Origin of the sequence: Pseudomonas sp. (assembly GCF_026224925.1) — a bacterium.
GTDB lineage: Bacteria > Pseudomonadota > Gammaproteobacteria > Pseudomonadales > Pseudomonadaceae > Aquipseudomonas.
Genome location: NZ_JAMFRV010000431.1, coordinates 1 through 18,743, shown reverse-complemented (window position 1 = coordinate 18,743; position 18,743 = coordinate 1). Strand labels below are relative to the sequence as shown.

Here is an 18,743-nt window from a genome sequence, read left to right as displayed (position 1 = left end):
AAAGGTGATCCCCATAGTGGCCGATGACCCTACCTGTTTGGCACTAACTATTTATTGGGCTTGAATGCATCAACAGGAGCACCCAATCAGCCCGGTGTTAGCAGGCTATAAACGTGGGCGTTTTGCCTGGCGCGTGACGCGGTGTATCGTGGCGGCCCTTTTCCATGCCGTTGCGCTTCTCTGTATAACGGGGCGTTTTGTGTTTACTCAGGCGTTTTTGTATTCATGTCATTTACCCGTAGGCAACTGCTTGGCGGTCTAGTCGGTCTTGCCGTTGTCGGTTTCGGCGCGGGTGGCGCATCGCGATATTGGCTGGGACGCCGGGATTCACCGGTTGGCCCAGTCTACGAACTGATCGCCGCGCCGTTGGACCTTGAGTTGGTTGCCGGTCATCAAACCCCGGCCTGGGCGTTCGGTGGCACTGTGCCTGGCACTGAGCTGCGCGTGCGCCAAGGCGATTGGCTGCGGGTGCGCTTCGTTAATAAGCTGCCAGTGCCGACGACTATTCATTGGCACGGCATTCGTTTACCGCTGGAAATGGACGGTGTGCCCTACGTGTCGCAGTTACCGGTGCTACCGGGTGAGTACTTCGATTACCAGTTCCGGGTTCCTGATGCGGGAAGCTATTGGTATCACCCGCACGTGAACAGCAGTGAGCAACTGGGGCGTGGCTTGGTGGGCGCATTGATCGTGGAAGAGCGCGAACCGACGGGGTTCAAGCACGAGCGAACACTCAGCCTGAAAAGCTGGCATGTTGACGAGGCAGGCGCCTTCACCGATTTTAGTGTGCCCCGGGAAGCTGCCCGAGGCGGAACGGCGGGGCGCTTGTCGACGATCAATGGCGTGCCACAGGCGATCATCGACTTGCCTGCGGGGCAGATTGTTCGGGTGCGGGTGCTCAACCTCGACAACACCCTAACCTACCGCCTGAACCTGCCGGACGCTGAGGCGCAGATTTACGCGTTGGATGGCAACCCGATCACGCCTCGCCCGCTGGGCAAGGATTACTGGCTGGGACCGGGTATGCGCGTGTGCTTGGCGATAAAGGCCCCGGCCGCCGGAAAAGAGATTTCGATACGCAATGGGCCTGTTCGCTTGGGTACCTTTCGCTCAGTCGCCAACAACGAGGCGCCGGGCGCATGGCCGCGACCATTGCCAGCCAATCCGATTGCAGAACCAGACCTGGCCAGTGCGGAGACGCTCAACTTCAATTTCGAATGGGTGGGCTCCGTCTCAGTCAACGTCGAAAACGGTGCGCCGCCAAGCCTGTGGCAGATTAACGGCAAGGCGTGGGACATTACCGACAAAACCTGTGCGGACCGGCCTATCGCCAAGCTGGTGAAAGGTAAAAGCTATATTTTCGAATTGAAGAACATGACTCAGTACCAACATCCGATTCACCTGCACGGTATGAGCTTCAAGGTCATCGCCTCGGACCGCAAAGCTATCATCCCGTATTTCACCGATACCTATTTGTTAGGAAAAAACGAGCGCGCTCGCGTGGCATTGGTGGCCGATAATCCCGGCATCTGGATGTTCCACTGCCATGTGATTGACCACATGGAAACCGGGCTTATGGCCGCAATTGAGGTGTCCTGATGAGGCAGCCACAGATTATTGATCGCAGTCAGGATCAGCACTTTATGCGCGAAGCGCTGGCGCTCGCCGCCCAAGGTGGGGTGCTGGGCGAAGTGCCGGTGGGGGCGGTGGTGGTGCAAAACGGCGAAATCATTGGTCGCGGCTTTAACTGCCCGATCAGTGGCCACGACCCCAGCGCTCATGCGGAAATGGTCGCGATTCGGGCGGCTGCGCAGGCGCTGGGTAATTATCGGCTGTCAGGCAGCACCCTCTACGTCACCCTCGAACCGTGCAGCATGTGCGCCGGTTTGATCGTGCATTCACGCATTGCCCGGGTGGTGTACGGCGCGCTCGAGCCCAAGGCCGGCATCGTTCAGAGTCAGGGGCAGTTTTTTACTCAGGGATTTCTCAACCATCGGGTGCTGTTCGAAGGTGGGGTGTTGGCCGAAGAGTGCGGGACAATGTTGAGTGAATTCTTCAAAGCGCGGCGGGCGAAGGTCTGAATATTGTCTGCAAATCTCTGTGGGACCGAATTCATTCGGGAAGGTGTTGAGTCAGGCGCAGATGATGTCGGATGTGAATACATTCCCGAATAAATTCGGTCCCACAAAGTGATCCCACCTGTGCGAACTGCGACGCGGTCTGATGGTCAGAGCGTTGGATTTTCTTCTGGGGGTTTGGTCTTGTCGACACCCGGTACATGCAGGTTGCCGTCGGTCACTTGGCTGCCTTCGAGCTGCGGCTGGGTCACCCATGTCAGGATGTCGTAATAACGGCGGATGTTGGCGACAAAGCTCACGGGTTCGCCGCCTCGGGCGTAACCGTAGCGGGTTTTGCTGAACCATTTCTTCTGCGCCAGACGCGGCAACATCTTTTTCACGTCGAGCCATTTATTGGGGTTCAGCCCTTCGGCTTCCGTCAGTTTTCGGGCGTCGTCCAAATGGCCGCTGCCGACGTTATAAGCTGCCAGCGCCAGCCACGTGCGATCAGGCTCTTCAATCTTGTCGTCCAACTGATCCTTCATCGAAGCAAAATACTTTGCCCCGCCCTCGATACTTTGCTTGGCGTCTAGCCGATTGACCACGCCCATGGCTTGCGCGGTGCTCTGGGTTAACATCATCAGGCCGCGCACACCGGTTTTCGAGGTCACCTCAGCCTGCCAAAGCGATTCCTGATAACCGATGGCCGCGAGTAATCGCCAGTCCACCTGTTCTTCCTTGGCGGACGTGCGGAAATTCTTTTCGTATTTCGGCAAGCGCTCTTGCAGGTGCTGGGCAAAGGTGTAGGCGCCGACATAACCCAATACGTCTACGTGGCCGTAATAACGGTCTTTCAGGCGCTGAAGGGTGCCGTTCTTTTCGACCTTGTCCAGAAATTTGTTGATCTCGTTCAGCAAGCTGTTGTCTTCACCCGGCGCAACTGCCCAGCGCTGATCGCGACCATCGCCCAAATCAAAGCCGACGCGCACGTTAGGGAAATACACCTGATTCATTGCCAATTCATTCGAATCGACCAACGTCAGGTCAATTTGTCCTTCATCGACCATTCGCAGCAGGTCGACGACTTCAACGGCATCGGATTCTTCGTATTCCAGCGTAGGCATTTTCAATTTCAGCGCAGCCAGTTGCTCTGCGTGGCTGCTGCCTTTAAGCACCATGATCTTTTTACCGATCAAATCCGCGGGGGTCGAAGGTCGGGATTGGCCGTTGCGATAGATGATTTGCGGCGTGACTTGTAGGTAAGGGTGGGAAAAACGCACCTGCAATTTACGCGAATCGGTCGCCACCAAGCCTGCCGCAGCGAGGACGGGGCCGCCGGGTTTGTGCAACTCATCGAATAAATCGTCGATATTGTCTGCGGTCTCGATCTTCAGAGTGACGCCGAGATCTTCGGCGAAACGCTTGACCAACTCGTATTCAAAACCGGTTTCGCCGGTCCGATCCTGAAAATAAGTGGCCGGACTGTTACGAGTTACGACGCGCAAAACGCCATCCTCCTTGACTCGCTCCAGTGTGTTGGGTTTATCAACACAGGCGCCGAGCATTAGGAAGAGTCCGGTTGCGATGAGCCATTTGGCGCACAGCGGGCGGAAAGCGGATTGGGAAAACATCGGTGCAGTATACGCAAAGGACCCCCAGCACCATATCTCGACAGAGATGAGCAGGTCTGATAGAGCAGGGGTGTTCTCGGGGCGCCGACACCCGGCGACGTCAGAGGCCACCGTTTTGGGTGCCGAAAGGGGCGGTTTAGGCTAGAATGCACGGCCTCAAAGCACACCCCTTCCCGAGGCTGTCCCGAAGATGTTGATCCTGCGCGGTGCTCCTGCCCTTTCTGCCTTCCGCCACAGCAAATTACTTGCGCAACTGGAACTCAAAGTTTCAGGTGTCAGTGGCTTGTACGCCGAATTCGCCCACTTCGCTGAGGTCGCTGGCGTTCTTAGCGATGAAGAACAGCAGGTGCTTGCACGTCTCCTGAAATACGGCCCAAGCGTGCCGGTTCAAGAACCAGGCGGCAGGCTGTTCCTGGTGTTGCCGCGGTTTGGCACCATTTCGCCATGGTCGAGCAAAGCCAGCGATATCGCGCGCAATTGCGGCCTGACAAAAATCCAGCGCCTTGAGCGCGGGATCGCCTTCTATGTAGAAGGCCAGTTCAGCGACGCTGACGCTGAGCTGATCGCCGGTTGCTTGCATGACCGCATGACCCAGTTGGTATTGGGCTCGCTGGAGCAGGCTGCCGGCTTGTTCAGCCACGCCGAACCGAAGCCGCTGACTGCCGTTGATGTATTGGGTGGTGGTCGTGGCGCATTGGAGAAAGCCAACGTCGCATTGGGCCTGGCCCTGGCTGACGACGAAATCGATTATTTGGTTACAAGTTTTGCCACGCTGGGGCGTAATCCCCACGACATCGAATTGATGATGTTCGCTCAGGCCAACTCTGAGCATTGCCGTCACAAAATCTTCAATGCCAGCTGGGACATCGACGGCGAGAATCAGGAAAAAAGCCTGTTCGGCATGATCAAGAACACCTTCCAGATGCATGGCGAAGGTGTGTTGTCTGCTTATAAGGACAACGCTGCGGTTATCGCTGGCCCGGTTGCTGGCCGTTTCTTCCCGGATCCTGAGACCCGCCAGTACGGTGCGGTGCAGGAGCCGGTGCACATCTTGATGAAGGTCGAGACCCACAACCACCCAACTGCCATCGCGCCATTCCCTGGTGCGGCGACCGGTTCGGGTGGTGAGATTCGGGATGAGGGTGCTACTGGCCGTGGTGCCAAGCCGAAAGCGGGCCTGACCGGTTTTACCGTGTCCAACCTGCAAATCCCCGGTTTCGTACAGCCTTGGGAAGTGCCGTACGGCAAACCTGAGCGCATCGTTACCGCGCTGGACATCATGCTCGAAGGCCCATTAGGCGGTGCTGCATTCAACAACGAATTCGGTCGTCCGGCCTTAACCGGTTATTTCCGCACGTTCGAACAGTCCATCAGCACCCTTCACGGTGATGAAGTCCGTGGTTACCACAAGCCGATCATGTTGGCGGGCGGTATGGGCAACATCCGTGACGGACACGTACAGAAAGCCGAAATCGTAGTTGGCTCCAAGCTGATCGTACTCGGCGGCCCGGCGATGTTGATCGGTCTGGGCGGCGGTGCTGCATCGTCAATGGCCACCGGCACCAGCTCGGCAGATTTGGACTTTGCGTCGGTTCAGCGTGAAAACCCAGAGATGGAGCGTCGTTGCCAGGAAGTGATCGACCGTTGCTGGCAGTTGGGCGAAGACAACCCAATCAGCTTCATCCACGATGTCGGCGCCGGCGGTCTTTCCAACGCCTTCCCGGAATTGGTCAACGATGGCGAGCGCGGTGGTCGTTTCGAACTGCGCAACATTCCAAATGACGAGCCGGGCATGGCCCCGCTGGAAATCTGGAGCAACGAATCCCAGGAACGCTATGTGATGGCGGTTGGCGCTGCGGATTTCGAGCGCTTCAAAGCTATTTGCGAACGTGAGCGTTGCCCGTTTGCCGTCGTCGGTGAAGCCACGGCCGAGCCGCAATTGACCGTAACTGACAGTCATTTTGGCAACAGCCCTGTAGACATGCCGCTGGAAGTATTGCTCGGCAAAGCGCCGCGCATGCACCGCTCGGCTGTTCGCGAAGATGCGCTGGGTGATGATTTCGACCCAAGCACGCTGAATATCGAAGAGTGCGTGACACGGGTTCTGCACCACCCGGCAGTCGCCAGCAAAAGTTTCCTGATCACGATCGGCGACCGGTCCATTACCGGCCTGGTAGCGCGAGATCAAATGGTTGGCCCATGGCAAGTGCCCGTGGCTGACTGCGCTGTGACCGCCACCAGTTTCGACGTTGAAACCGGTGAAGCGATGGCCATGGGCGAACGTACCCCGTTGGCGCTGCTGGATGCTCCGGCCTCTGGCCGCATGGCAATTGGCGAGACCCTGACCAACATCGTTGCGTCGCGCATCGCAAAAATCTCCGACATCAAACTGTCGGCCAACTGGATGTCCGCTGCCGGTCACCCCGGCGAAGACGCCCGTTTGTACGACACCGTGAAAGCGGTCGGCATGGAGCTGTGCCCGGAACTGGGTATCACTATTCCAGTGGGCAAGGACTCCATGTCCATGAAAACCCAATGGCGCGAAGACGGCACCGACAAGAGCGTGACCTCGCCGCTGTCGTTGATCGTGACGGGCTTTGCGCCCGTGACCGATATCCGCAAAACCCTGACCCCTGAACTGCGTATGGACAAGGGCGAGACCGACCTTATCCTGATCGACTTGGGCCGTGGTCAAAACCGCATGGGCGCCTCCATTCTGGCTCAGGTGCACGGCAAGCTCGGGCGTGTTGCGCCAGACGTCGATGACGCCGAAGATCTCAAGGCGTTCTTCGCAGTGATCCAGGGCCTCAACGCTGACGGTCACTTACTGGCTTACCACGACCGCTCTGACGGCGGCCTGTTGGTTACCGCTCTGGAAATGGCCTTTGCTGGTCATTGCGGCTTGAACCTGTTCCTTGATGGCCTTGCCGAAACCACGGCTGATCTGGCGGCGATCCTGTTCAACGAAGAACTGGGCGCAGTGATCCAGGTTCGTCAGGACGATACTCCAGACGTGCTTGCGCAATTCAGTGCGGCCGGCCTTGGCGAGTGCGTCTCGGTCATCGGTCAGCCGGTGAACAATGACGAAGTGGGCATCAGTTTCAACGGTAATCCGGTATTCGGCGGTCAGCGTCGTTTGCTGCAGCGTCAGTGGGCTGAAACCAGCTACCAGATCCAGCGTCTGCGTGACAACGTCGAGTGCGCCGAACAAGAGTTCGACGTATTGCTCGAAGAAGACAACCCCGGCCTCACTGTCAAAGTGGGTTTCGACGTAAACGACGACATCAGCGCGCCGTACATCAAGAAAAACATTCGTCCCCAAGTAGCGGTTCTGCGTGAGCAGGGCGTTAACGGCCAGGTCGAGATGGCGGCTGCGTTTGACCGTGCTGGCTTCAACGCCATCGACGTGCACATGAGCGATATCCTCGCCGGTCGCGTTGATCTGGAGGAGTTCAAAGGTCTGGTGGCCTGCGGTGGATTCTCCTACGGCGACGTACTGGGTGCAGGCGAAGGCTGGGCTAAATCGGCCTTGTTCAACACCCGTGCACGGGACGCTTTCCAAGGCTTCTTCGAGCGCCAGGACAGCTTCACCCTGGGCGTGTGCAACGGTTGCCAGATGTTGTCCAACCTGCGCGAATTGATTCCGGGCAGCGAGGCCTGGCCGCATTTTGTGCGTAACCGTTCCGAGCAGTTCGAAGCACGGGTTGCGATGGTACAAGTGCAGGATTCGCCATCGATCTTCCTGCAGGGCATGGCCGGTTCGCGCATGCCGATCGCCATTGCCCACGGTGAAGGTCACGCTGAGTTCGCCAGCCAAGACGCGTTGATCCAGGCTGATGTGTCTGGCTCGGTGGCGATTCGTTTCGTCGACAACCACGGCAAGGTCACTGAAAAGTACCCGGCCAACCCGAACGGCTCGCCACGCGGTATCGGTGGTATGACCACCCGCGACGGTCGTGTGACTATCCTGATGCCGCACCCTGAGCGGGTATTCCGCGCCGTGCAGAACTCATGGCGTCCGGAAGAGTGGGAAGAAGACGGCGCCTGGATGCGCATCTTCCGTAACGCACGGGTGTGGGTGAACTGAGGCTAAGGTCAGCCCATGTACAAGCTTTGCTTTTTTGTTCCGCCGAGTCATGTTGACGAGGTCAAAAGCGCTGTATTCGCCGCGGGTGCGGGGCGGATCGGCGCTTATGATCACTGCTCGTGGCAAGTGCTGGGTCAAGGTCAGTTCCGCCCGCTGGACGGCAGTCAGCCGTTCATTGGGCAGGCAGGCGAGATCGAGCAAGTGCAGGAATGGAAAGTCGAACTGGTCGTGGCTGACGAGCTGATTGCGCACGTGGTGGTGGCCCTGAAACAGAGCCATCCCTACGAAACGCCTGCCTACGAAGTGTGGCGCTTGGCCGATTTCTGATTCGCCCGATACAACGCCTTCGTCGGCAAACCGACCACAGATCTTCATCCAGCACAGATCCCGGTGGGAGCGAACTTGTTCGCGAAGGTAGCGCCACGGTATGCCAGAAGGACCGCGTCGCCAGCTTCCCGAACAAGTTCGTTCCCACAGCGGTTCAACCCTTGGCCAGCATCGGCTTTATCGCCTCGCTCAACCCTTGAGCGCGGTTGCCAACCAGTATGTGCCACACGCCGTCTTCCAACTGACTCAGCCCCAAACACCCCAACGTGTTCAAGCGATTTTCAGCCATTTGCTGGTCTGCACCCAATCGTACGCGCAGACGTGTAAGGGCAACGCAGTCGACCTGCATCACTTGATTGCCCCCCAACGCTGCCAGCCATTGTTGTGCTTCGATGACGGTGATTGGTTGTGGCTCTGACTTAACCTCGGCTGTGGCCGACATTGCTGGCAACACACTCGCATTGGGCAACGCGACCCGCAGTTCGTCTGCCAGGCTGTCGGCCATTGGCCCTACCACCACTTGCAAACTCCCGGCATTGCCAGGTCGCACAATAGCCATGGCGCCAAGGGCCTTAAGTTCGCTGTCGATTGCTTTACTGCGGTCAGCCAGGTGCAGGCGCAAGCGTGTGGTACAGGCGTCGATACTCAGCAAATTAGCGCCACCGCCCAGCGCGCGGATGTACGCACCGGCACGTTCGCTGTGCGGGACTGTGGCTGCGGGGTTGTTCGCCAGTTGTTCGCGCCCAGGGGTTTTCAAATTGAAACGGCGAATGCAGTAGTCGAACACCACGTAATAAACCACCCCGTAAAGCAGCCCGAACGGAAAAATCATCCAGCCGTTGGTGGACTTGCCCCAGCCCAGCGCCATGTCGATCGCGCCGCCGGAAAAGGTGAAACCCAAGTGGATATTGAGCAGGGCCGTCAGCGCCATGGACAAGCCGGTTAACAGCGCATGTATCAAATACAAGAGCGGTGCAAGGAACATGAACGCGAACTCAATCGGTTCGGTGACGCCGGTCAGAAACGAAGTCAGGGCCATCGACAGCAGAACGCCGCCGATCAATTTGCGCTGGGTGGGAAGGGCGTTGCGGTACATCGCCAGGCAGGCTGCGGGCAGGCCGAACATCATCATCGGGAACATTCCCGTCATGAACTGGCCGCCTTCCGGGTCGCCCGCAAAGTAACGTGCCAAGTCGCCTGTCACCACACGTCCTGTTTCCGGATCGGTGAAGGTGCCAAACACAAACCACACCAGATTATTCAGGATGTGGTGCAGCCCGGTGATGATCAGAATCCGGTTCATGACGCCGAAGGCAAAGGCACCCACGCTGCCGCTTTCCAGCATCAGCTTGCCAAGACTGTTGATACCTTCTTGCAGCGGCGGCCATATCAGCCCAAATATCAACCCAAGCACCACGGCGGACAATCCCGTGGCGATGGGCACAAAGCGTCGACCGCCGAAAAACGCCAAATACTCCGGGAGCTTGATGTCCTTAAAGCGGTTATACAGCACGCCACCCATTAGGCCGCTGATGATTCCAGCGAGGATGCCCATGTCGATTTTAGGGTCGAGCACCTTGAGCGCAGAGACCATCACCAAGTAGCCAATGGCGCCGGCCAGGCCTGCGGTTCCGTTATTGTCGCGAGCAAAACCGACGGCAATGCCAATGGCGAAAATCAACGCCAGGTTGGCAAAAATGGCATTGCCAGCCGCATGCACGATGGCGATGTTCAACAAGTCGGTATCACCGAGGCGCAGCAACAGGCCGGCGATGGGCAAGATAGCGATGGGCAACATCAGGGCTCGGCCAAGCCGCTGTAAGCCTTCGATCATCTGTTGGTACATGGCGGTTCTCCTTATTTTTGTTGTTCGGATGAGTCAGGTATCCAGTGCTGTTGGCACGCCTGACGAACCGCCTGCGCGCTGTTCAAATTGAGCAACGATTGGCTCCAGCGTTGGCATTCACTCAGGTCCAGCTGACGAACCCGTGCCTTGATTTCACCCACCTCTGACGCGCTCACCGACAGTTCGCGCACGCCAAGGCCGATCAGCACCGCCGTTGCCAGCGGGTCGGAGGCTAGCGCGCCGCATACTCCCACCCAGCGTTGGTGGCGTGCAGCACCGGCACAGGTCATCGCGATCAGGCGCAGCAGCGCCGGGTGCAGAGCATCGACCCGGGCCGCAAGCCCGGCGTGGTCGCGGTCCATGGCCAAGGTATATTGGGAAAGGTCATTGGTGCCGATGGACAGAAAATCAGCATGTTCGGCCAATTGCTCCGCCAGCAGCGCCGCCGACGGCACTTCAATCATGACCCCCAGCTCAGCGCGATGAATGATCCCGAGTTCGGCGCCCAACGTGTCCAGTCGATGGCGGACAGCGAGTAACTCATCCACTTCGCTGACCATGGGCAGCAAGATTCTGCAGCGCTGCTGCGGGCAGAGCCTAAGCAAGGCACGCAATTGTTGGTCGAGCAGTTCCGGGCGCAGTTGACCCAGGCGAATGCCGCGCAGGCCCAGCACAGGGTTGGCCTCGGTTGGCAGCGGGAGGTAGGGCAGTTGCTTGTCGCCACCGACGTCAATGGTGCGAATGATTACCGACTTGTCACCCATGGCGTCGAGCACGCTTTGATAGGCCGCCAGTTGCTCGTGCTCATCCGGAGCGGTGATGCGGTCAACGAACAAAAACTCAGTGCGCAATAATCCTACGCCATCGGCACCAGCCGCTAGCGCCTCGGCAGCATCACGGCTTGAAGCCACGTTGGCAGCCACTTCAATGGTTGCGCCATCTCGGGTTGCCGCCGGCGTGTGCGCATGCTCCTGCTGATGGCGCCGCCGCTGTAGAAGTTGCTGTCGCAACTCGCTGACCTGCTGGAGGCGTTCGGTGCTGGGGGTCAGCTCCAACGCGCTTTGATCGGCATTCAGCACGACGGTGTGGCCTGGCTGCAGATCCAGCAGCTGTGAGCCAAGCGCTACTAAGCACGGAAGGTTTTTACCCCGGGCCAGAATAGCCACATGCGAGGTCGCGCCGCCTTCGGCCATGCAAATTCCTGCAACGTGGCGCTGACTGAGCATCAGCACATCAGACGGCGTCAGCTCGTTGGCAACCACAATGGCGCCGATGGGGATATCAATGTGTAGGGCGTCGCCGAGTAAGACGCGCAGCACCCGCTGACGTAAATCACGTAAATCGTTGGCGCGTTCCGCCAGCAAGGGTTTGCCCAGTGCTTGCAACACGTCGCACTGAGTCAACAACGTCCGGCTCCATGCGTGGGCTGCGGCGGTGCCTTGGTTGATCGCCAGTTCGGCGGCATCCAGTAGTGCAGGGTCTTCGAGCAATGCCAGGTGGGTTGCGAAAATCGCTGCTTCTTCTTCGGCACCACGACGCTGGGAGGATTGCAGAGTGCTATGAATCTGCGCACTTACTTGGCCAATTGCAGTGCGCAGCGCTTGATGTTGTTCCTCGGCCAGGTGCTGGCCGAGGTCATCGGGCAGATGAATGGCATTCAGTCGAAACAACGGACCACTGACCAGACCGGGAGACGCGCAGACGCCTTGCAACATGCCAGCTTGCGCAGCACCGCGAACGGCTACTGACGAGGTAGGTTGGGTGGCTGCTTTTTCAGCGGCTGACGGCGTGGACAAGGCTTTGAGCAAGGCTTGAAGGGCAGCTTCGCTGTCTTCGCCCAAACATACAACTTCGATCTCGTCCTGCTCGGCGACGCCCAGCGCCATGATCCCTACCAGGCTGTTGGATGAGCTGCTCTGCCCGGAAAAATGCAATTCGCTCTGGCTGACAAACCCCTGGGCAGTCTGGCGAACCAATGCTGCGGGACGCGCGTGCAAGCCGCCACTGTGAGCCACCCGCACGCTGCCGCGCACCTGTCGGACCGCGCCCTCAGCGAGTGTGTCCGGGTAACCTGACCCGAGTTCGCGGACTTGTAACAACGGTTGACCCACTTTTACCGAGGATGAGTCGGTGATCGGTATCAGTTTGAAGCGGTTGCCATTGATCAATATCAACGTGGTGATGAGGCTGGTGCACTGCTGCGCTACGCTGTCGAGGTCAAAGCGCAGCAGCGCCTGACCTTCGTTGACCTGCGCGCCTTCTTCGACCAACGCGGTAAAGCCTTCGCCAGCAAGGGCCACGGTGTCGAGGCCGACGTGGAGCAAGAACTCGGCACCATTTTGCGCCCGTAGCGTCACGGCGTGCAGCGTGCGCGCGACGTGCACAATGACGCCATTACAAGGGGCGTATAAACACTCGTTGATCGGGTCGATCGCAATACCGTCGCCGAGGGCGCCGCTGGCGAACACTGGGTCGGGCACCTCTGACAGTGGCATCACCGGGCCACTGAGTGGGGCGCTGAGAATCAAATCCTTATTATTATTCATGGCACGCTCTCATTCAGTGGGTGAGGGTGACTTTGCTCAAGTGTCTGGGTTGGTCGGGGTCCATGCCGCGGGCCTTGGCCAGGTTGGCGGCCATCACGTAGAAACTTTGGATCGCGAGAATCGGGTCAAGCGCTGGGTGGTCGGCACGACTGAGGGTCAAATTGCGTTGCGCAATGTCATCCGGCGCGGCCAGCAGCACCAGGGCGCCCTGTTTACGCATGTCAGCGGCAAAACTCAGCAAACCCGCCTGTTCAGCGCCGCGCGGAGCGAAAATCAGCAGCGGGTAACGTTCACCGACCAACGCCATGGGACCATGACGCACTTCGGCGCTGCTGAACGCTTCGGCTTGAATCGCTGAGGTTTCCTTGAATTTAAGTGCTGCTTCCTGAGCAATCGCGAACCCCGCACCTCTACCGATGACCAGCAACTGCTGGCAGTCACGCAAGGCTTCGACGGCGGCGCTCCAGTCTTGTTGGGCTGCCTCGCGCAAATTCTCGGGCAGCTTCAGGCCGGCAGCCAACAATCCGTGATCTTGCTGCCAATGGCCGATCAAGCGCGCACTGGTGCTTAAGGTGGCGATAAAACTTTTGGTTGCTGCGACGCTGCGTTCTGCACCGGCACACAGTGGCAATACGTATTCACTTGCCGTCTCTAGGGGCGAGTTTTCGGCATTCACCAATGCAACGCTCAGGGCGCCGCGCTCACGCAAGGTGCGCAGGCTGTCCACCAGATCGGGGCTTTGACCCGACTGTGAGAAGGCAAAAACTGTCTGGCCACGCACATGCATCGGCGAGTGCTGCAACGTCACCACCGACATCGGTAACGAGGCCACCGGTATGCCGGTCAATTGCATGGTCAGGTAGGCGAAGTAGCTGGCGGCGTGGTCTGAACTGCCGCGGGCTACGGTCATGATCACCTGTGGCTGAGCTGCGCGCAGGCGCTCAGCGACCCGAATCAATGATTGATCTTGAGTCCGTAGCTGGCGCTCGACCACATCGCCGGACGACAAAGCCTCTTCAAGCATTTTTGAGTTCAATGGCTTCTCCTTCGACCATGACGGCCTGCACATTCAATGAACGATCAAGCTCGACGCAATCAGCCCAGCTCCCAAGTTGCAAGCGCCCACGCTCTTCCAGGCCCAAATAATCGGCAGGAAATTGTGACAAACGTTGTGATGCTTCAGGCAGCGACAACCCGACTTTCACCAGATTGCGCAGGGCTTGGTCCATCGTCAGCGTGCTTCCGGCCAGCGTGCCGTCGGCCAGGCGAACGCCGCCCAGGCATTTGGTGACGGTGTGGCTGCCCAGCGTGTACTCGCCATCCGGCATGCCCGCCGCAGCGGTGGAATCAGTGACGCAATACAGGCACGGGATGGCCCGCAGCGCGACGCGTATGGCGCCGGGATGAACGTGCAACAGATCCGGGATTAATTCGGCATAGCGCGCGTGGGCCAGGGCTGCGCCGACAATTCCCGGTTCCCGGTGATGCAGAGCGCTCATGGCGTTGTACAGGTGGGTAAAACTTGACGCTCCCGCTTCGAGGGCGGCGACACCTTCTTCGTAGCTGCCCAAGGTGTGGCCCAGTTGCAGCCTTATGCCGCGTTGACTCAAGGCGGTGATCAATTGCAGATGCCCGGCTATTTCCGGGGCAATCGTGATTACCCGAATGGGTGCCAGGCTCAGGTAATGTTCAATTTCTGACAGCAGGGCGGTATGCGCGAAGTTGGGTTGGGCGCCGAGCTTGCCAGGGTTGATGAACGGCCCTTCCAGGTGCACACCCAATACGCGTGCGGTGCCGGGCTGTCGTTGTTCGCAATATTCGCCCAAGGCGCTTAATACGCCAGTGAGTTCCTCGGCGGGCGCGGTCATGGTGGTTGCCAGTAACGAGGTGGTGCCGAAGCGCAAATGGGTGCGTGCGATGGTGTCGAAAGCGTCGTGGCCTTGCATGACGTCTTTACCGCCGCCGCCGTGAATGTGCAGGTCGATAAAGCCGGGTAGCAGGTAGGGCAGGTCGTTGGTTTGCGGGTCGCACGGTTTGCCCTGAACGCCGCTCACGCGTCCGTTATGGTGTTCCAGGTGGCCGAGAATCCAGCCGCCGGGAGTGAGAATGTTGTGCTCGGACATCAGTAGCTCCGCGGGTGTGCGTGCAAAAAGGTTAATTAGTCAGCGACAGCATTCAGCGCCGGAGCTCGGCGACGAAATCGTAGTAATCGTCGCGGCAATACGTGTCTGTCAGCTCGATGGGGGTGTTGTCTTTGAGGTAGCCAATACGCGTCATCAGCAGCATGGCGGTGCCGGTTTCGATGCCGACCAGCGTAGCGAACTCGGCTGAGGCGTTGATAGCGCGGATATGTTGCAAGGCCCGCACGATCGGGCGGTCGATGCTGTCGAGGTGCACATAAAGGGAATCCCCGACGGCTAGCGGATCTGGCAGCAAATGCGCGGGCAGGGTACTCATCTCAATGGCCATAACGATGCCGTCGGCTTTTCGCAAACGCTTGAGGCGCGCAACTTTGTCGGTCGGAGACAGGCTTAAGCGAATCAATTCATCATGCGTCGGCAGGGCGATTTCACGCTCTAACCACTGCGAGCTGGGTGAGAAGCCCTTCAATCGGAGCATTTCACTGAAGCTGGACAGCCGCGACAACGGTTGCTCCAGGCGCGGGGTGATAAAGGTCCCAGAGCCTTGGTTGCGCCGAATCAGGCCCTGATCGAACAGGATTTCCAAGGCTTTGCGTGCAGTGACGCGAGAGATGCCGAGTAATTCGCTCAAGCTGCGCTCGGAGGGCAGGGCTTGTTCGGCTTTCCATTGACCGGCATGAATCGCCGCTTCGATATTGCGTGCGAGTTGCAGGTAGAGGGGGGTCGGCTGACTGTCATCAGGCCGCAAAGCGAGGATCTGATTCATGTGGAGTCCCAAATCGGTATGACGTCAAGCTAGTACCACTTAGATACCACGTCAATACCAATTAAAGACCATTGGCAGAATCAGGGGCGAATCTCGATCAGGGTGCCGTCTTTGACCAGGCTCCAGACTTCGCGTATGTCCGAGTTATTCATCGCGATGCAGCCGTCAGTCCAGTCCAGGGTCTGGAAGTACCATTCCGGGTAATTTTCATCCACCGGGGTGCCGTGGATCATGATCATGCTGCCCGGATTAACCCCTTCGCGCCGGGCGCGGGCCGAGTCGCTGATGTTTGGGTAAGAAATGTGCATCGATAAATTGTAGGCGTCGCTAACTTTGCGGTAATCCAGCCAGTACAGGCCTTCAGGGGTGCGTCGGTCGCCTTCGCGGAGTTTTTGTCCCTTGGGAAATTTACCCAATGAAATGCGGTAAGTTTTCAGCGCTTTGCCATGGCTGATCAACTGCAACTGATGCGCGGATTTCAGGACCAGGATCTTGTCGACCCTGCGATCGGCGATGTCTTGGGTGTCGATGACTTTTTGCCCGAGAAACGCTTGCTCGCTGCCTTTTGGCACGATGGTTTTGGTGAATTCGGCCTGGGACAGCGACGCGAAACACAGGCAGAAGAAGGCGAACAACCAGCGCATTAAAACGGTATCCCTGGGTAAGGTATGGACAGCCGTCGCCAGCGGCGCACTGCAATCAGGTGTTTTTTATCGGCGGCGACGGCGAAACGGCTTCCGATCGCACCGGGTAAACCTGCTTTATCCGGTCGGCATAAAAACATTCTAAAGTACGTCTAACGGTCTGGAAAGCCAGCTCTGACCATGGAATATCGGCCTCCTCGAACAGCCGCACTTCAAGGCTTTCAATTCCGGCGGCAAAGTCCAGGCTGACCAAATCTGCGCGGTAAAACACATGCACCTGGCTGATATGAGGCACATCCACCAGCATATACAAGGTCATGTCGCGTAAGGTCGCGCAGGCTTCCTCGACCGTTTCGCGGCGGGCGGCTTGTTCAATGGTTTCGCCGTTTTCCATGAAACCGGCAGGTAAGGTCCAGAACCCGAGGCGCGGTTCGATAGCGCGGCGGCACAGAAGCACCTGCGACCCCCACACCGGGAGGGCGCCAGCAACAATATTCGGATTCTGGTAATGAATGGTTTGGCACGTTTCGCAGACAAAACGCAGGCGACTGTCCCCTTCAGGGATGCGCTGAACGACCGGGTTACCGCAGTGGCTGCAGAATTTCATACGGGCTGGATTCCTCAAAGCAGTGGCTATCTTGGCGTGGCGCTGCCTCCTCGGCAAGTCACCGCGACAATTGCACGGCCTATGGGGGGCGAAGGTGTCATTAAGTTGTCCTACAAGGGCTTGGGCAGTTCGTCGCTTTGGTGCATGATGCAAAGTAAGCAACAGACCGAGATTCCCCATGCTGGACGAGCTACTTCGCCGTGTAAGCAGTCATACACCCCACACGCTTGAGTGGGGTCGAGGCTTCCCCGAGGCCGCAGTGTTGCTGCCGATCACTCGCAGCGAACAACCGGAGTTGATCCTGACCCTGCGCGCCAGCGGCTTGTCGACCCATGGCGGCGAAGTGGCTTTTCCGGGCGGTCGCCGTGACCCGGAAGACCCCGACCTGGTATTTACCGCGCTGCGCGAAGCTGAAGAGGAAATCGGTTTGCCGCCAGGGCTGGTGGAAATCATTGGTCCTCTTAGTCCGCTGGTCTCCAAACACGGGATCATGGTCACGCCTTATGTCGGGCTGATCCCCGATTTTGTCGAATACCGCCCCAATGATGGCGAGATCGCGGCGGTCTTCAGCGTGCCGCTGGAATTTTTTAGGCAGGACGCCCGCGAGCACACGCATCGCATCGATTACCAAGGCCGCAGCTGGTATGTGCCGTCGTACCGCTACGGTGAGTTCAAAATCTGGGGCCTTACCGCCATCATGATCGTCGAGTTGATCAACGTGCTCTACGACAGCAAAATCAGCCTGCACACACCGCCTGATCGCTTTATTACCTTTGATAGCTGAGCCACTGCTCAACCGACGGCCGTAGAGCCCTGAGGACATAATATGAAATATCGCTTGGGCGATTCCCGTGTTGAAACCGATCCAAAGAGTTGGGTCGCACCCACCGCCACATTAATCGGCAAAGTGAAGCTGGAAGCGGGTGCCAGCGTTTGGTTCGGGGCCGTGTTGCGCGGTGACAACGAATTGATTCATATCGGTGAGAACAGCAATGTGCAGGACGGCACAGTCATGCATACGGACATGGGCTCGCCGCTGAACATTGGTAAGAGCGTGACCATCGGCCATAACGTCATGCTGCACGGCTGTACCGTGGGTGATTACAGCTTGATCGGCATCAATGCGGTGATTCTCAACGGCGCGAAGATCGGCAGGCATTGCCTGATCGGCGCCAACTCACTCATCGGCGAAGGCAAAGTCATCCCTGATGGCTCGTTGGTCATGGGTTCTCCGGGCAAAGTGATACGCGAATTGTCCGATGCGCAGAAGAAAATGCTTGAAGCCAGCGCGGCGCATTACGTGCATAACGCCCAGCGTTATGCGCGTGATCTGGCACCGCAGGAAGACTGATGGACAGCGAACGTCGAGTTGCGTCGCCGTGTGTCAACATCTGTTGCCTGGATGACGCGGACATCTGTCTCGGTTGCCAGCGCACCGTCGAGGAAATCACCGGCTGGAATCGCATGGACAATACCGAGCGTCGCGTGGTGCTCGGGCTGTGCCACGAACGGGCGCGTGCCAGCGGTATGCTCTGGGAAGTCGCCACTCAACCGAAAGCGTGACGTGTGCTTTCCTGTGGGACCGAATTCATTCGGGAAGCGGGCGACGCCGTTTTCCGCAGGACCGAGTTGTTGCCATTCCCGATAAATTCGGTCCTACAGTGGTAAATTACACGCCTTTCTTTTCCCCGAGCCGTGCGTTACCGCGGGCGAGCTCGATGACCTGCTCCACGAGGACCTGAAATGACTCAAATCGGAACGCCACTGTCGCCTACCGCGACCCGCGTAATGCTCTGCGGTTGCGGTGAGCTTGGCAAGGAAGTGGTGATCGAGCTGCAACGTCTGGGCGTTGAAGTCATCGCCGTCGACCGTTACGCCAACGCACCCGCCATGCAGGTTGCCCACCGTAGCCATGTGATCAATATGCTCGACGGCGCGGCCCTGCGTGCAGTCATCGAAGCTGAAAAGCCGCACTACATCGTGCCGGAAATCGAAGCCATTGCCACCGCGACTCTGGTTGAGTTGGAGTCCGAAGGTTTCACCGTCATCCCTACCGCTCGCGCCACGTTATTGACCATGAACCGCGAAGGC

The 18,743-nt window shown here is 58.4% G+C and carries 16 protein-coding genes; 8 read left to right on the top strand and 8 right to left on the bottom strand.

The window, feature by feature from the left end:
- Positions 1–225 precede the first annotated feature (225 nt).
- Together M0974_RS18645 and tadA are read left to right on the top strand one after the other, a co-directional pair.
- Positions 226–1,599 (top strand): multicopper oxidase family protein, encoded by a 1,374-nt coding sequence (locus M0974_RS18645; RefSeq protein WP_297839973.1) that lies wholly within the window; start codon positions 226–228, stop codon positions 1,597–1,599.
- Positions 1,599–2,081 (top strand): tRNA adenosine(34) deaminase TadA, encoded by a 483-nt coding sequence (gene tadA / locus M0974_RS18640; RefSeq protein WP_297839970.1) that lies wholly within the window; start codon positions 1,599–1,601, stop codon positions 2,079–2,081. The genes M0974_RS18645 and tadA overlap by 1 nt, the downstream gene beginning before the upstream one ends.
- A 146-nt stretch (positions 2,082–2,227) precedes the next feature.
- Here the strand turns inward: tadA and mltF are convergent, their stop codons facing one another.
- Positions 2,228–3,688, bottom strand: a complete 1,461-nt coding sequence (gene mltF, locus M0974_RS18635) for a membrane-bound lytic murein transglycosylase MltF (protein WP_297839967.1) — start codon at positions 3,686–3,688, stop codon at positions 2,228–2,230.
- A gap of 190 nt (positions 3,689–3,878) precedes the next feature.
- On the opposite strand from mltF, the gene purL reads away from it, so the two are divergent.
- Positions 3,879–7,775 (top strand): phosphoribosylformylglycinamidine synthase, encoded by a 3,897-nt coding sequence (purL, locus tag M0974_RS18630; RefSeq protein ID WP_297839964.1) that lies wholly within the window; start codon positions 3,879–3,881, stop codon positions 7,773–7,775.
- 15 nt (positions 7,776–7,790) lie between these two features.
- Positions 7,791–8,102: a YqfO family protein gene (locus M0974_RS18625; RefSeq protein WP_297839962.1), complete on the top strand. Its 312-nt coding sequence runs from the start codon at positions 7,791–7,793 to the stop codon at positions 8,100–8,102.
- Between the two features lie 154 nt (positions 8,103–8,256).
- Here M0974_RS18625 and nagE read toward each other — a convergent pair whose 3' ends face one another.
- From nagE to M0974_RS18590, 7 genes are all read right to left on the bottom strand, one after another.
- The gene (nagE, locus tag M0974_RS18620; RefSeq protein ID WP_297839958.1) at positions 8,257–9,948 is read right to left on the bottom strand and encodes an N-acetylglucosamine-specific PTS transporter subunit IIBC; all 1,692 of its coding nucleotides are present in this window, start codon (positions 9,946–9,948) and stop codon (positions 8,257–8,259) included.
- Positions 9,949–9,959: 11 nt separating this feature from the next.
- Entirely contained in the window at positions 9,960–12,494 is a 2,535-nt protein-coding gene (gene ptsP / locus M0974_RS18615) for a phosphoenolpyruvate--protein phosphotransferase (RefSeq protein ID WP_297839955.1), read from the bottom strand.
- A 13-nt stretch (positions 12,495–12,507) separates the two neighbouring features.
- Positions 12,508–13,530: an SIS domain-containing protein gene (locus M0974_RS18610; RefSeq protein ID WP_297839953.1), complete on the bottom strand. Its 1,023-nt coding sequence runs from the start codon at positions 13,528–13,530 to the stop codon at positions 12,508–12,510.
- Complete coding sequence (nagA, locus tag M0974_RS18605) at positions 13,511–14,617, bottom strand: N-acetylglucosamine-6-phosphate deacetylase (RefSeq protein ID WP_297839950.1); 1,107 nt, start codon at positions 14,615–14,617, stop codon at positions 13,511–13,513. Before nagA ends, M0974_RS18610 begins: the two co-directional genes overlap by 20 nt.
- Before the next feature lie 52 nt (positions 14,618–14,669).
- Positions 14,670–15,401, bottom strand: a complete 732-nt coding sequence (locus tag M0974_RS18600; protein WP_297839948.1) for a GntR family transcriptional regulator — start codon at positions 15,399–15,401, stop codon at positions 14,670–14,672.
- Between the two features lie 80 nt (positions 15,402–15,481).
- Positions 15,482–16,045: a L,D-transpeptidase family protein gene (locus M0974_RS18595; protein WP_297839944.1), complete on the bottom strand. Its 564-nt coding sequence runs from the start codon at positions 16,043–16,045 to the stop codon at positions 15,482–15,484.
- Between the two features lie 55 nt (positions 16,046–16,100).
- Positions 16,101–16,652, bottom strand: coding sequence for an NUDIX hydrolase (locus tag M0974_RS18590; protein WP_297839942.1), 552 nt, complete (start codon positions 16,650–16,652; stop codon positions 16,101–16,103).
- A gap of 178 nt (positions 16,653–16,830) precedes the next feature.
- Between M0974_RS18590 and M0974_RS18585 the strand changes: the two genes are divergently transcribed.
- The 4 genes from M0974_RS18585 to M0974_RS18570 all read left to right on the top strand — a co-directional run.
- Entirely contained in the window at positions 16,831–17,436 is a 606-nt protein-coding gene (locus M0974_RS18585; protein ID WP_297839939.1) for a CoA pyrophosphatase, read from the top strand.
- A gap of 42 nt (positions 17,437–17,478) precedes the next feature.
- Positions 17,479–18,003, top strand: coding sequence for a gamma carbonic anhydrase family protein (locus M0974_RS18580; RefSeq protein WP_297839937.1), 525 nt, complete (start codon positions 17,479–17,481; stop codon positions 18,001–18,003).
- Complete coding sequence (locus tag M0974_RS18575) at positions 18,000–18,215, top strand: DUF1289 domain-containing protein (protein ID WP_297839994.1); 216 nt, start codon at positions 18,000–18,002, stop codon at positions 18,213–18,215. Before M0974_RS18580 ends, M0974_RS18575 begins: the two co-directional genes overlap by 4 nt.
- Positions 18,216–18,395: 180 nt before the next feature.
- On the top strand, positions 18,396–18,743 hold a 348-nt coding region (locus M0974_RS18570), incomplete at its 3' end, for an NAD-dependent epimerase/dehydratase family protein (RefSeq protein WP_297839935.1).

What these genes read in the sequence shown, in the direction of transcription:
- M0974_RS18595 (WP_297839944.1), bottom strand. Translation starts at nt 16,045, where the DNA reads ATGCGCTGGTTGTTCGCCTTCTTCTGCCTGTGTTTCGCGTCGCTGTCC.
- M0974_RS18580 (WP_297839937.1), top strand. Translation starts at nt 17,479, where the DNA reads ATGAAATATCGCTTGGGCGATTCCCGTGTTGAAACCGATCCAAAGAGT.
- purL (WP_297839964.1), top strand. Translation starts at nt 3,879, where the DNA reads ATGTTGATCCTGCGCGGTGCTCCTGCCCTTTCTGCCTTCCGCCACAGC.
- M0974_RS18585 (WP_297839939.1), top strand. Translation starts at nt 16,831, where the DNA reads ATGCTGGACGAGCTACTTCGCCGTGTAAGCAGTCATACACCCCACACG.
- ptsP (WP_297839955.1), bottom strand. Translation starts at nt 12,494, where the DNA reads ATGAATAATAATAAGGATTTGATTCTCAGCGCCCCACTCAGTGGCCCG.
- nagA (WP_297839950.1), bottom strand. Translation starts at nt 14,617, where the DNA reads ATGTCCGAGCACAACATTCTCACTCCCGGCGGCTGGATTCTCGGCCAC.
- mltF (WP_297839967.1), bottom strand. Translation starts at nt 3,688, where the DNA reads ATGTTTTCCCAATCCGCTTTCCGCCCGCTGTGCGCCAAATGGCTCATC.
- tadA (WP_297839970.1), top strand. Translation starts at nt 1,599, where the DNA reads ATGAGGCAGCCACAGATTATTGATCGCAGTCAGGATCAGCACTTTATG.
- M0974_RS18625 (WP_297839962.1), top strand. Translation starts at nt 7,791, where the DNA reads ATGTACAAGCTTTGCTTTTTTGTTCCGCCGAGTCATGTTGACGAGGTC.
- M0974_RS18590 (WP_297839942.1), bottom strand. Translation starts at nt 16,652, where the DNA reads ATGAAATTCTGCAGCCACTGCGGTAACCCGGTCGTTCAGCGCATCCCT.
- nagE (WP_297839958.1), bottom strand. Translation starts at nt 9,948, where the DNA reads ATGTACCAACAGATGATCGAAGGCTTACAGCGGCTTGGCCGAGCCCTG.
- M0974_RS18600 (WP_297839948.1), bottom strand. Translation starts at nt 15,401, where the DNA reads ATGAATCAGATCCTCGCTTTGCGGCCTGATGACAGTCAGCCGACCCCC.
- M0974_RS18645 (WP_297839973.1), top strand. Translation starts at nt 226, where the DNA reads ATGTCATTTACCCGTAGGCAACTGCTTGGCGGTCTAGTCGGTCTTGCC.